This window comes from Ensifer sp. Root31 (assembly GCF_001424825.1).
Classification (GTDB): Bacteria; Pseudomonadota; Alphaproteobacteria; order Rhizobiales; family Rhizobiaceae; genus Ensifer; species Ensifer canadensis.
This window is the reverse complement of sequence record NZ_LMCO01000001.1, coordinates 279,598-292,530: the sequence shown is the minus strand read 5'-3', so window position 1 is coordinate 292,530 and position 12,933 is coordinate 279,598. Positions and strand designations below refer to the sequence as shown.

Annotated in this window: 14 protein-coding genes; 12 read left to right on the top strand and 2 right to left on the bottom strand. The window is 61.7% G+C overall.

Going from position 1 to position 12,933, the window contains the following annotated elements; genetic code table 11:
* Positions 1-12 precede the first annotated feature (12 nt).
* The 4 genes from mutM (at position 13) to dnaA (ending at position 4,675) form a co-directional block, all read left to right on the top strand.
* On the top strand, positions 13-903 hold the full coding sequence (gene mutM / locus ASD00_RS01375) for a bifunctional DNA-formamidopyrimidine glycosylase/DNA-(apurinic or apyrimidinic site) lyase (protein WP_057204300.1): 891 nt from the start codon (positions 13-15) through the stop codon (positions 901-903).
* 53 nt (positions 904-956) lie between these two features.
* A complete protein-coding gene (locus ASD00_RS01370) occupies positions 957-1,730 on the top strand; it encodes an enoyl-CoA hydratase (RefSeq protein ID WP_025425660.1) in 774 nt (257 codons plus the stop codon).
* Between the two features lie 192 nt (positions 1,731-1,922).
* Positions 1,923-2,189: a 30S ribosomal protein S20 gene (gene rpsT / locus ASD00_RS01365; RefSeq protein ID WP_025425661.1), complete on the top strand. Its 267-nt coding sequence runs from the start codon at positions 1,923-1,925 to the stop codon at positions 2,187-2,189.
* Between the two features lie 938 nt (positions 2,190-3,127).
* Entirely contained in the window at positions 3,128-4,675 is a 1,548-nt protein-coding gene (dnaA, locus tag ASD00_RS01360) for a chromosomal replication initiator protein DnaA (RefSeq protein WP_081788833.1), read from the top strand.
* Between the two features lie 61 nt (positions 4,676-4,736).
* Here the strand turns inward: dnaA and gcvA are convergent, their stop codons facing one another.
* A complete protein-coding gene (gene gcvA, locus ASD00_RS01355; protein WP_025425663.1) occupies positions 4,737-5,621 on the bottom strand; it encodes a transcriptional regulator GcvA in 885 nt (294 codons plus the stop codon).
* A 169-nt stretch (positions 5,622-5,790) separates the two neighbouring features.
* Between gcvA and ASD00_RS01350 the strand changes: the two genes are divergently transcribed.
* The 8 genes from ASD00_RS01350 to ASD00_RS01315 all read left to right on the top strand — a co-directional run bounded on the left by ASD00_RS01350 (position 5,791) and on the right by ASD00_RS01315 (position 11,584).
* Positions 5,791-6,726 (top strand): DMT family transporter, encoded by a 936-nt coding sequence (locus ASD00_RS01350; protein WP_025425664.1) that lies wholly within the window; start codon positions 5,791-5,793, stop codon positions 6,724-6,726.
* A 150-nt stretch (positions 6,727-6,876) separates the two neighbouring features.
* Positions 6,877-7,251, top strand: a complete 375-nt coding sequence (locus tag ASD00_RS01345; protein WP_025425665.1) for a YciI family protein — start codon at positions 6,877-6,879, stop codon at positions 7,249-7,251.
* Complete coding sequence (locus tag ASD00_RS01340; protein ID WP_025425666.1) at positions 7,248-8,522, top strand: RNA polymerase sigma factor; 1,275 nt, start codon at positions 7,248-7,250, stop codon at positions 8,520-8,522. Before ASD00_RS01345 ends, ASD00_RS01340 begins: the two co-directional genes overlap by 4 nt.
* Before the next feature lie 77 nt (positions 8,523-8,599).
* Positions 8,600-9,082, top strand: a complete 483-nt coding sequence (locus ASD00_RS01335; RefSeq protein ID WP_025425667.1) for an SRPBCC family protein — start codon at positions 8,600-8,602, stop codon at positions 9,080-9,082.
* Positions 9,083-9,145: 63 nt separating this feature from the next.
* Positions 9,146-10,012, top strand: a complete 867-nt coding sequence (locus ASD00_RS01330) for a nuclear transport factor 2 family protein (protein ID WP_057204298.1) — start codon at positions 9,146-9,148, stop codon at positions 10,010-10,012.
* Between the two features lie 41 nt (positions 10,013-10,053).
* On the top strand, positions 10,054-10,476 hold the full coding sequence (locus tag ASD00_RS01325) for a DoxX family protein (RefSeq protein ID WP_025425669.1): 423 nt from the start codon (positions 10,054-10,056) through the stop codon (positions 10,474-10,476).
* A gap of 13 nt (positions 10,477-10,489) precedes the next feature.
* Positions 10,490-10,858, top strand: coding sequence for a DUF1801 domain-containing protein (locus ASD00_RS01320; RefSeq protein ID WP_025425670.1), 369 nt, complete (start codon positions 10,490-10,492; stop codon positions 10,856-10,858).
* Between the two features lie 111 nt (positions 10,859-10,969).
* Positions 10,970-11,584 carry a glutathione S-transferase gene (locus ASD00_RS01315; protein WP_025425671.1) on the top strand — a complete coding sequence of 205 codons (615 nt, stop codon included), beginning with the start codon at positions 10,970-10,972 and terminating at the stop codon, positions 11,582-11,584.
* Positions 11,585-11,725: 141 nt separating this feature from the next.
* On the opposite strand, the gene hemW is transcribed toward ASD00_RS01315, so the two are convergent.
* Complete coding sequence (hemW, locus tag ASD00_RS01310; protein ID WP_025425672.1) at positions 11,726-12,907, bottom strand: radical SAM family heme chaperone HemW; 1,182 nt, start codon at positions 12,905-12,907, stop codon at positions 11,726-11,728.
* Positions 12,908-12,933: the final 26 nt, after the last annotated feature.

The following is a 12,933-nucleotide window of genomic DNA, read 5'->3' as shown; positions in this document are numbered from 1 at the left end:
AGGAGACGACGCATGCCGGAACTGCCGGAGGTCGAAACGGTAAAACGGGGTCTGGCGCCGACCATGGAAGGCGCGCTCCTCGTCAGTGCAGAACTGCGTCGGCCGGATCTGCGTTTTCCCTTCCCTGTCAATTTTGCAGCCACCGTTGCCGGTCAGCGCATCGTCTCGCTGTCGCGCCGGGCAAAATATCTGATGATCGATCTGGAGGCCGGTGACGTCATCATTGCCCATCTCGGCATGTCAGGTTCGTTCCGTATCGAACAGGGCGCGCTGCCAGAAACGCCGGACGAATTTCACCACCCACGCGCCAAGGATGAGAAGCACGATCATGTGATCTTCCATCTGGAAGGTGCCGTCGGCCCCGCCCGTGTCATCTATAACGATCCGCGCCGTTTCGGTTTCATGGATCTCGCCCGACGGGACACGGTGGCGGCCCACGCCTTCTTCCGCGCACTCGGGGAAGAGCCGACCGGCAACGCGCTCGACGCCGCCTATCTGGCGGCACGCTTTGCCGGAAAGGCGCAACCGCTGAAGGTAGCCTTGCTCGACCAGAAGAATATTGCCGGCCTCGGCAATATATATGTGTGCGAGGCGCTCTGGCGTTCAGGCCTGTCGCCGCTGAAGCCGGCAGGCGCCCTCGTCGACAGCCAAGGTGGGTCGAAGCCGGAACTGCAGGGCCTGACCGTTGCAATCCGCGAGGTCATTGCCGATGCCATCGCCGCGGGCGGCTCGTCGCTGAAAGATCATATCCAGGCCGACGGATCGCTCGGCTATTTCCAGCATTCCTTTTCCGTCTATGACCGGGAAGGGGAGGCTTGCCGCACGCCGGGTTGCGGCGGTACGGTCGCCCGCATCGTGCAGGCGGGACGCTCGACGTTTCATTGCCCGCGCTGCCAGAAATGAACATCCGGGTCTGGCCGGACCCGACCGCTGACACGAATTCGGAGGAGACGACAATGAGTTACGAGACGCTGCTGGTCGAGACGCGCGGACGCGTGGGCCTGGTCACGCTCAATCGCCCGCAGGCGCTGAATGCGCTGAACTCGACCGTTATGCGCGAGCTTGCCGCGGTGCTGAAAGCGTTCGATGCCGATAACGAGATCGGCGCCGTTGTTGTCACCGGTTCGGAGAAGGCCTTTGCGGCCGGCGCCGACATCAAGGAGATGCAGACGCTGGACTTCGTCGAAAGCTATCTCGGCGATTTCATCGGCGGCTGGGATCAGGTGGCTGCTGCCCGCAAACCGGTCATTGCAGCCGTTTCCGGCTACGCGCTCGGCGGCGGGTGCGAACTGGCGATGATGTGTGACTTCATCATCGCTTCCGAGACGGCAAAGTTCGGCCAACCGGAAATTACCCTTGGCGTCATCCCCGGCATGGGCGGGTCGCAGCGCCTCACCCGTGCCGTCGGCAAGGCGAAGGCGATGGACCTCGTCCTCACCGGACGGATGATGGACGCGACCGAGGCGGAACGCGCAGGACTCGTTTCGCGTGTGGTGGCGCCGGAGAAATTGATGGAGGAAGCGCTGGCTGCGGCCGAGAAGATCGCATCGTTCTCGCTGCCGGCGGTGATGATGGCAAAAGAGGCCGTCAATCGCTCGCTGGAGCTCACGCTTGCCGAAGGCCTGCGGTTCGAACGGCGGCTTTTCCATTCGCTGTTTGCCACTGAAGACCAGAAGGAAGGCATGGCCGCCTTCGCAGCGAAGCGCAAGCCGGAGTTCAAACACAGGTAGATCAAGGGGCGACGCGCAGTTTTCTCCAAATTGCGCGTTGACGGGGCGGCCGTTTCTCGCTATATGCCGCCCTCAGTTTGGAACGCCAAATCTGGGCTTTCCGATAATGCTCCCGAATTGCTTTGATGACAGGTCGCAGTGACCCGGCACGGCGAGGGCGGAGTTCATGTCAGTTTTCGAAGAGAGGCATCAATGGCCAATACAACTTCGGCGAAAAAGGCGACCCGCAAGATCGCACGCCGCACTGCAGTGAACAAAGCCCGCCGGTCGCGCGTCCGTAACTTCGTCCGCAAGGTCGAAGAAGCGATCGCAACCGGCGATCAGGCGGTCGCAGCCGCAGCCCTGAAGGCCGCTCAGCCCGAGCTGATGCGCGCTGCCATCAAGGGCGTGCTGCATTCCAACACCGCTTCGCGCAAGGTTTCGCGCCTTGCACAGCGCGTGAAGGCACTTTCGGCCTAATCCGGCTAATAAAAATCTGTTAATTGAAAGCCCGACCCTTGCGTCGGGCTTTTCCGATTCATACATGTGTCATCACGATGGTTAACCTGCACGACATTTCTCGTGTCAATGCGATGACAGAATTTCTATAGGAATTTCAGAGACTTACGAGAGGTCCTTGGTGATAGGGTGTCTCTGGCTGGGGGTCTTCTGGGCCCGTGATGAGTCAAGCGAATTTTTATTTTTTTTCTTTTTCGCCAGCTAATCAAAGAGCCGAAAATCAAAACCCTTGATTCAAAAGCGATTCTTCCCGGACTCGGATTGCGGCAAGCAAAAGGCAGCATGAGAGTCAACGGGCAGCGCTTAAGGTTGCGTAAAAATCGCGATTGATCTTGCCCATCGATCCTGCCTAAATGCCCTCCACAGGGGACACAGACCATATCTGTAAAGGGAAGTACGGAGGCCATTTCAACGAGATGGTTTCAGGCTTTCTGTTCCCTGTATCAGGGCGGCTCCACGTCGTTCAATCAGACAAGTCGAGAACGAAAAACCGGATGGCCCAACCATTCCGGACGAGGACATTTCGACTTCTGGTTGCCGGTGGCGCCACTGCTCAAAGTCAGGTGCAAGCGGTGCCTGACGAGAGATAGAATCCAGCGCTCGGCTGTCCGCTTCGTACGAGGGTGCGAGACAGTTGTCGGCGAGGAGGAGGATCCGGCACGGTCCAGGGCGGACTGGGGGATTTGTTGACAATGAGGCGCGAGGGGACATCAGCCGGCCGGCAAGGCCTGGCAGATGCGCGTAGCGCGCACCCGGTCGGGAGATGAGGAGCCCGGTTGGATTGCGACTGTGACGTTCGGTGAAGCGGCATGACCTCGATGAGGAAGCCGTGGGTGCCGGACATAAGAGATGGGGCCGGCAGAGATGACGGCGTCTGAACATAATCGGAAGGCGGCAAAATGCGGATGAACTTGGTGACGGCGGCGGGCGCGTTTCAAAAGAACGGCGACGTATTTCAGGCCGGAAGCAATCTATCTCAGGCGGCGGGAGATAAGCACGACATGAGGCATGACGCACTGTTCGAACGAGTGAGTGCGCGTTTGAAAGCCCAGGTCGGTCCCGATGTCTTCGCCAGCTGGTTTGGGCGTCTGAAGCTCCATTCGGTTTCCAAGAGCGTCGTGCGTCTCTCGGTGCCCACGACATTCCTGAAGTCCTGGATCAACAACCGCTATCTCGATATCATCACCCAGATCTTCCAGCAGGAAGACGGCGAAATCCTGAAGGTCGAGATCCTGGTGCGGACCGCGACCCGCGGCGCCCGTCCGGTTTCACAGGAAGAGACGCTGCCGCAGGCAACGGAATCGGCTCCTGCAACGCCCGCACGCCGTCCGACGACGGCGCAGTCCGTGGCTTCGGTCGCAGCCTCTGCGGTTGCCAGCGTTCAGCGGCCGACCCAGGCGCCGCTTTTCGGCTCGCCGCTCGACCAGCGTTACACCTTCGACAGCTTCGTCGAGGGCTCTTCCAACCGCGTTGCGCTTGCAGCCGCCCGCACGATTGCGGAAGCCGGCGCCGGTGCCGTGCGCTTCAACCCGCTGTTCATTCATTCAAGCGTCGGGCTCGGCAAGACCCACCTTCTGCAGGCGATCGCCATCCAGGCGCTGCAGAGCGCCCGCGCTCCACGCGTCGTCTATCTGACGGCCGAATACTTCATGTGGCGCTTTGCCACCGCAATCCGCGACAACGACGCGCTGTCGCTGAAGGAATCGCTGCGCAACATCGACCTCCTCGTCATCGACGACATGCAGTTCCTGCAGGGCAAGTCGATCCAGCACGAGTTCTGCCATCTGCTGAACATGCTTCTCGACTCGGCCAAACAGGTCGTCGTCGCCGCCGACCGCGCTCCTTGGGAGCTGGAATCGCTCGATAGCCGTGTTCGCTCGCGTCTTCAGGGCGGTGTCGCCATCGAAATGGACGGACCGGACTACGACATGCGCCTCGAAATGCTGAAGCGCCGTCTCGACTCCGCTCGTCAGGACGATACTTCGCTGGACATTCCCGGCGATATCCTGAGCCATGTTGCACGCAACATCACCGCCAGCGGCCGCGAACTCGAAGGCGCCTTCAACCAGTTGCTCTTCCGTCGCTCGTTCGAACCGCATCTGTCGATCGAACGCGTTGACGAACTGCTTGGGCATCTCGTCAATGCCGGCGAACCGCGCCGTGTCCGTATCGAGGACATCCAGCGTGTCGTTGCCAAGCATTACAACGTATCGCGCCAGGAGCTGGTGTCGAACCGCCGCACCCGCGTCATCGTCAAGCCGCGTCAGATCGCGATGTATCTGTCGAAGACGCTGACGCCGCGGTCTTTCCCGGAAATCGGCCGCCGCTTCGGTGGTCGCGACCACACGACCGTTCTGCATGCGGTGCGCAAGATCGAGGAGTTGATCTCCGGCGATACCAAGCTCAGCCATGAGATCGAGCTTCTGAAGCGCCTGATCAACGAATAGGCGCGAGATAGATTTACTTTCCGATTGCGAGAAAGGCCCGGGAAACCGGGCTTTTTTCGTTTCAGGCGCCGCGTGCCTGCGCGACGATCCAGGCACGGAATGCTGTGACGGCCGGCCGGTCGAGGGCCGATGGCGGATAGACCAGGTGATAGGCGAGATCGGTGGCGATGCCGGTTGGAAACGGCGCGACCAACACGCCTTCGGCAAGCTCGCGCGAAACCAGCGACAGGCGCACGAGAGCGACGCCATCGCCGGCTCTTGCCGCCTCGATGGCGCCATTGCTGTTGACGAACACCGGACCGCGCGTCGTGTCTATGCCTTCGGCGCCGACGGCCTCCAGCCACAGCTGCCAATCCGACCTCTGAACGTCATACAACAGCACATGGGCCGAAAGATCGGCCGGCGTGGTGAGCGGATGCTTGCGGGCAAGGGCCGCGTTGACGACCGGCACCAGCTCGTCATCGATCAGCCGCTCGCTCGTCAGACCCTCATAGCGACCGAAACCGTGGCGGATAGCGATATCGACGCCATCTGACACGAAGTCGGTCAGCCGGTTCGAGGCGCTGATGCGGATGTCGATGCCGTTGAGACGCTGCTCGAAGTCGCTGATCCTCGGCACCAGCCATTGCGCCGCAAAAGTTGGCGTGCAGCTCACCGTCAGTACCGGCGCGCGATTTCGCGCCGTCAGTTCCTCTGTCGCTTCCCGCATCATCCGGAAGGCGCGGCGCAGCGTCGAAAAATAGGTGCTGCCATCCTCGGTCAGAACCAGTTGCCGCGGCCGTCGCTCAAACAGCATCACACCCAGCGTCTGCTCCAGTTCACGCACCTGCAGACTGACCGCACCAGGTGTGACGCTGAGCTCGCGCGCCGCGAGCGTCACACTCAGGTGTCGGGCCGTGGCCTCGAATGCGCGCAGTGCTGCAAGGGAAGGAAGAGGTGTCATTATGATTTAGCCATACTCAATCATGGAAAGAGAAATGCTCGTTTGTGCAAACACTAACATGCTGACACTATTTATGTAAATCGAAGTCAACCAATATGGTTGTTTCAGATGAAGGCGAAGAACTAAATCATAGGAGGGTATGGAGATGCCGGAAACACTTAAGGCGAAGGTGATGGGACCCGGTGAATGGGCCATGCTGATCACACTGTCCCTGTTGTGGGGCGGCTCGTTTTTCTTCGTCGGCGTTGCGGTCAAGGCGCTGCCGCCGTTCACCATCGTTGCCCTGCGGGTCAGCCTCGCGGCGACGGCGCTTTTGATTTTCCTGCGCTTCACCGGCCGCGCGATGCCGCGCGATCCCCGCATCTGGCTTGCCTTCTTCGGCATGGGTCTGCTCAACAACCTGATCCCGTTTTCGCTGATCGTCTGGGGCCAGACTCATATCGCCAGCGGCCTTGCCTCCATCCTCAATGCCACCACGCCACTCTTCGGCGTCGTCGTCGCCCATCTGCTGACCGACGACGAGAAGCTGACCGCCAACAAGCTCTCCGGCGTGTTGATCGGTTTTCTCGGCGTGGCGGTGATGATCGGGCCTGCAGCGCTCGGCGGGCTCGGCTCGAATGTGCTGGCGCAGTTCGCCGTGCTGGGAGCTGCCCTTTCCTACGCCTTTGCCGGCGTTTTCGCCCGTCGTTTCAAGCGGATGGGCGTTGCGCCCATCGTCACCGCGACCGGGCAGGTCAGTGCATCGAGCATCATGCTCGTGCCGATCGCGCTGCTCGTCGATCACCCCTGGACCCTGACCGTGCCGGGCCTTGAAGTATGGGGAGCGATCATCGGCATTGCCTTGATCTCGACCGCGCTTGCCTATGTGCTGTTCTTCCGCATCCTGGAAACGGCGGGTGTCACCAATCTGATGCTGGTGACGTTTCTGATCCCGGTCAGCGCCATTCTGCTCGGCGCCTTGTTCCTCGGCGAAAACCTCGAGCCCAAGCATTTCTTCGGCATGGTGCTGATCGCCGCCGGCCTCGCCGCTATCGACGGTCGCCTGGTCCGGCGTTTCCGTCGCAAACAAACGGTCGATCCGGATCTCGCCTGCGGCGAAAATATCTGAAATCAGGCAAGCTCATGAACGATCGCGGCGGTGCGCAGGCACCTGCCGCGATCATTGCGTTTGGGCCCGTGATTGCAGGTATTTTTTTTGGCGGTCTTGTCGACTATCTCTTCTCCAGATCGTCCTTGTTACAGGAGCAGGAGAGTTCCAATGCTTTACGCCGTATTTTGTTACAACCAGGAAGACGTCACTGCCAACTGGACCAAGGACGAGGACGACAAGGTCATGCGTGACCTTGCTGCCGTCCAACGCAAATATGGCGATGCCGGCAAGCTCGGGCCGGTGGCGCGGTTGTTGCCGACCACGGCGGCAACGACGCTCCGCCACGCCGTTGGCGAGACCGTCGTCATCGATGGCCCATTTGCCGAAACGAAGGAGCAGCTGCTCGGCTTCTATGTCGTCGATTGCGCTTCACTGGACGAAGCGCTCGATTTCGCCCGCGAGCTCAGTGCGGCCAATCCTGCAGACGGCTCCTATGAAATTCGTCCCCTTGCCATCTACAAGCCAAGTGAGTTTCCCTCATGACAGACACGACCTGGATCGACCTCGCACTTGTTTCCGCTCGGCCGCAGGCAATGGGCGCGCTTCTGCGCTATTTCCGCAATCTCGATACGGCCGAGGAAGCATTCCAGGAGGCCTGTATCCGGGCATTGAAGACCTGGCCGAAGAGCGGCCCGCCGCGTGACCCGGCCGCCTGGCTGATCTTCGTCGGTCGCAACAGCGGCATCGACAAGGTGCGCCGGCAATCTCGCGAGACCGCGTTGCCGCCGGAAGAATTGCTCTCCGATCTCGAGGATCAGGAGAGCGATCTTGCCGAACGTCTCGATGGCTCCCACTACCGGGACGACATTCTCAAGCTCTTGTTTGTCTGCAGCAATCCGGTCCTTCCGGCAACGCAGCAGATCGCGCTGGCGCTGCGCATCGTCTCCGGCCTGTCGGTCAAGCAGATTGCCCGTGCCTTTCTCGTCGGCGAGGCGGCGATGGAGCAGCGCATCACCCGGGCAAAGGCCCGGGTCACCGCCGCCGGCATCGCCTTCGAAACGCCTGACGCGGCCGATCGGTCGGAGCGGCTGGCGGCCGTCGCAACCATGATCTATCTGGTTTTCAACGAGGGCTATTCGGCGATGAACGGGCCGGACAGCGTCTCGGCCGATCTTTGTGAGGAGGCGATCCGGCTCGCGCGGCTGCTCCTGCGGCTGTTCCCCTCCGAGCCAGAAATGATGGGGCTGACGGCTCTGCTCCTGCTGCAGCACTCACGCTCGCGCGCACGTTTCGATGCCGATGGCGGCATCATCCTGCTCGATGATCAGGATCGCAGCCTTTGGAAAAAGCCTCTGATCATCGAGGCGCTGGCCATGATCGACAAGGCGGTGCGCCATCGCCAGCCGGGTCCCTACCAGATCCAGGCCGCGATCGCCGCCTTGCATGCGCGTGCGACGCGCCCGGAAGAAACCGATTGGGAAGAAATCGACCTGCTCTACCAGGCGTTGGAGCGGCTGCAACCGTCGCCGGTCATCACGCTCAACCGCGCCGTCGCAGTGTCGAAGAGGGACGGGCCTGAAGCGGCGCTCGCGCTGATCGAGCCACTTGCCGAAAAACTCGCGGGTTATTTCTACTTCCATGGGTTGAATGGCGCGCTGTTGAAGCAGGCAGGCCGGGTTCGCGAGGCGCGCGTCGCCTTTGACCGGGCGATCGCGCTGGCCACCAATGCCGCCGAGGCCTCCCACATCCGCATGCAGCTCGATCATCTGAGCAAGGATGCGGGCGAGAAAAACCTGGCCACTGAAAAAAGATAAAAAATCTTGTCGGCGGTTGTCGGAACCGTGGCTGCAACTTCGTCCTTGGACTGAACCCGCTGACGGAGAAACAAACAATGACCGTTGTCACTGAAATCAAACCTGCCGACGACCGCGAACTGGTCATCACCCGCCTGATCGATGCGCCCCGCGCGCTCGTCTACCGCTGCTGGACGGATGCCAAGCTGCTGAAGAAGTGGTTCGCGCCTTCGCCGTGGACGACGCCGGAGGCAAAGCTCGAGGTTCGCGCCGGCGGCGCCAACCGCATCGTCATGCGCTCGCCCGAGGGCGAGGACTATCCCAATCTCGGCGTCTATCTCGAAGTGGTGCCGAACGAGAAGCTGGTCTTCACAGACGCCTTCACCGATGCCTGGTCGCCATCCGACAAGCCGTTCATGGTCGTGACCATCACCTTCGAGGACGTCGGGGCCAAGACCCGCTACACCGCACGGGTCCGCCATTGGTCCGTCGAGGATCGCGAAGCCCACGAAAAGATGGGCTTTCACGAAGGCTGGGGCCAATGCGCCACCCAGCTCGAAGGGGTAGCCAGGCAACTCTGATCAAGCCCAGGGCTCGACGGCCGTCGCCCTCGCGCCTGCCACCATCGGGAAGGGAGACCCGCCATGTCCGTGATCGACAACAAGAGTGCCGCCGTCGCCGAAATCCGTACGGTGATCGATGATTGGGCGGATGCCATGAGGGTAAAGGACGCCAAGCGCGTCATCGGCCATGGGACGCCTGATTGTGTCCTCTTTTCGCTGGCGCCGCCGCTGAAGTCGTCCGATGCCGGCGAGGGCGGGCTCGAACAGTGGTTTTCCACCTGGCGTGGACCGCTTGGCTATCGCTTCGAGGATCTCGATATCTCGGTCAGCGGCGATGTCGCATTCGTCAGTATGCTCACCGAACTTTCCGGCGAGAAGATCGATGCCGGGAAAATGTCGGTCTGGTTCCGCCAGACCCTCGGTTTGAAGCGCATGGCTGCCGGCTGGAAGATCGCACACCAGCACGAGTCCGTGCCTTTCTACATGGATGGCAGCCTCAAGGCAGCCGTCGATCTCAATCCGAAATCGACGGTCGACGGGCAAGCGCCGGCGCCGCCACCGATGCTAGGCCCGATCGCCTACCTCTGCGTCGAGGATGCGTACGCGACCGCTGATTTCTACGTCCGCGCCTTCGCCGCAACGGATGGCGGGCGGATGCTCGCCGAAGACGGTAAACGGCTGATGCATTGCCATCTGACGATCAATGGCGGTGCATTGATGCTCAACGATCCCTTCCCGGAACACGGCATGCCCTATGCCGCGCCGCAGGGCGTCGTGCTGCATCTGGTGGTCGAGGACGCGCAATTCTGGTGGGATCGCGCGGTTGCCGCCGGCGCCGAAGTGACGATGCCGCTTGCGGTCGCCTTCTGGGGCGACCTCTATGGCCAGCTGCGTGACCCCTTTGGCATCCGCTGGGGCATCGTCGGACCGGCCAAGAAGACAGACTGAAGAACGATTTGTGACAACGGGAAACGAGGAGAACTCCCCGAATGAACACTGCTCTTGTTATGACGGCTCCGGCTGGAAAAATGGTGATCCTCGGCCGCGTGCTGAGCGGTCTGGTTGTTGCGTTCCTGGCCTTCGACGGAGCGATCAAGCTCGTGCCACTGGACGTGGTGACTGAGACTTTGGCGGTGCTCGGCTATCCCGCCGATGTTGGCCTTGCGCGTCTGCTCGGCGTACTCACGCTTCTGTGTGCGCTGCTCTATGCGATCCCGAGAACGTCGGTCCTCGGCGCCATTCTGCTCACCGGTTATCTCGGCGGTGCCATGGCGACGCATCTGCGCGCGGATAGCCCTCTTTTCACCCATCTGCTGTTCGGGTTCTATCTCGGCGTCATCGCCTGGGCTGGCCTGTGGCTCCGAGACCGTCGCGTGCGCGCGCTGATCCCGTTCAAGAACGAGCAAGCCTAAGGAGAATTTCGCGATGAGCAAAACGGTTAGCGACTACATTGCAGGCCTTTCCGGTACGCCGGCTGCCGTGGCGAAAGAGTTGCACGGTGCCATTCTTGCCGCCGGCGGCACCAGGGACAGCGTGAAATGGGGCCATCCGATCTATGAGGCCGGCGGACCGGTCTGCCTGATCAAGGCTGCCAAGGACTATGTGACGCTCGGCTTCTGGCGCGGCGCCGATATGCTCGATCTCGACCCACGACTGGCCAAGGGCGGCGGCAAGGGCGACATGGCCTTCATCAAGGTGAAAGCGACCGGCGAGGTCGACGGCGCCCAGGTGGCGCGGCTGGTAGCCAAGGGTATCGCCCTCAATGCCGAGAAGGGCGATCCGTTCAAATCTTGAACGACGAAACAAACTTGCAAAGGGCGCTCCGAAACAGAGCGCCTTTCTCTTGTCCGATGCAATACATCTTCGCGGGACCGGATAATTTCCTTCCAACACCCGCGAGGCACGATGATCCTCTATTACCAGACCCATTCCCCTTTCGCCCGCAAGGCACTCGTCTTCGCCCACGAGGTCGGCATCGCTGAGCGACTGGAGGTGATCCACCACGAGACCAGCCCGACGCTGCGCAATGAAGAGGTCCATGCCGAAAATCCACTCGGCAAGGTGCCGGTTCTCTTGCGCCCCGAGGATGCGGCGATCTTCGATTCCGACGTCATCTGCGCCTATTTCGATACGCTGCATGATAGCCGCAAGCTCATCCCCGAAAGCGGCGAGGCGCGCTGGCATGCCCTGAGATTGCAGGCCGTGGCGCAAGGGCTGGCGCAGGCGGGGATCGGGTTGCGTTGGGAAACGGAGCGACGCCCGGAAGCCTTGCGCTATCCGGCGCTCGCCGACGGCTATGCCGAAAAGATCGAGCAGACCTATGACTGGCTGGAGCAGACGCTCGATGTCGACGCGCCGCTTGATATCGGCCACATCGCGCTCGCCACGACCCTGTCCTGGATGGCGTTCCGCGACCTGCCGTCGTTCCGTGACCGGACGAAGCTGAGCGTCTGGTTCGATGCCTTCGAGGAACGACCATCGATGCGCGCGACGCCGCTCTCCGGCGAGACCCACGATTGAGCCTTCGGTTTCCTTGCGTTGGATGCAGGCAGGGCGGCCGCTAAAACATTTGCGTCTCAGACGGTGGCATCGAGACGCGATATTTCCTTGCTCTACGCATTTCCTGACGGAAAACCGCTTCGCACTTTTCCTGGAAAAGCGCTAGCAGGCGAGGTCGGCGACGACGGCGTCGAGAATCAACATGCCGGAAGGCGTGCAGCGCAGGCGGGAATTTCCCAGCCGCTCGATGAACCCGTGGTCGATCAGGAACTGCTCGCGGTCTGGATCGGGATCGCGGCCGGACAGCGTCTGCCAGCGGGCGAGATCGACGCCTTCCTTGAGGCGCAGGCCCATCAGTAACAATTCGTCGGACTGGGCCTCGAGGTCGAGCACTTCGCGCTCGACCATGCCGTGGCCGTAGGTTTCGACCAGCCGCAGCCATTCCTCCGGCTTGCGCTCGGTCGCCGTCGCCAGCTTGGCGCCGCCGACGCTGAGGCGGCCATGGGCACCAGGCCCGACGCCGGCATAGTCGCCATAGCGCCAGTAGGTGAGGTTGTGCCGGCTCTCGGCACCAGGGCGGGCATGGTTGGAGACCTCGTAGGCGGGCATGCCGATCGCCGCCGTGATGTCTTGGGTCGCCTCGTAGAGGACCGCCGATTGCTCACCATCAGGAACGATCAGCTTGCCGGCCTTGTGCAGGCCGAAGAAGGGCGTGCCCTCCTCGATCGTCAGCTGGTAGAGCGACAGGTGGTCGACGGCATAGGAGACGGCCTCCTTGAGCTCGCGTTCCCATTCCTCGACCGTCTGGTTGGGGCGGGCATAGATCAGGTCGAAGGACATGCGCGGGAAGATCTCGCGCGCCAGCCGGATCGCTTTCAGCGCGTCTTCGACATTGTGCAGCCGGCCGAGAAATTTGAGGTCCCGGTCGTTCAGCGCCTGCACGCCGAGCGAGACACGGTTGACGCCGGCCGCGCGATAGCCGTGGAAGCGCGTCGCCTCGACACTCGAAGGGTTCGCCTCCATGGTGATCTCGATGCCATCGGGCACATGCCATTCGCGGGCGATGCCCGAGAGGATAGCGTCGACCGTTGCCGGATCCATCAACGACGGCGTGCCGCCGCCGATGAAGATGCTGGTGACGGTGCGTGGACCGGAAAGCTCACGCGCCTCCGCCATTTCCTTGAGGAAAGCGGCGACGAAACGCGGCTGGTCGATCGGCTGGTGGCGCACGTGGCTGTTGAAGTCGCAATAGGGGCATTTGGCCGCGCAGAACGGCCAGTGCACATAGATCCCGAAACCGGGATCCATGCCGTCACCGAGTGCCGATAGCGTGGCCGTCTGCATCGTTGCGTCTCTCATGCGGTAGATCA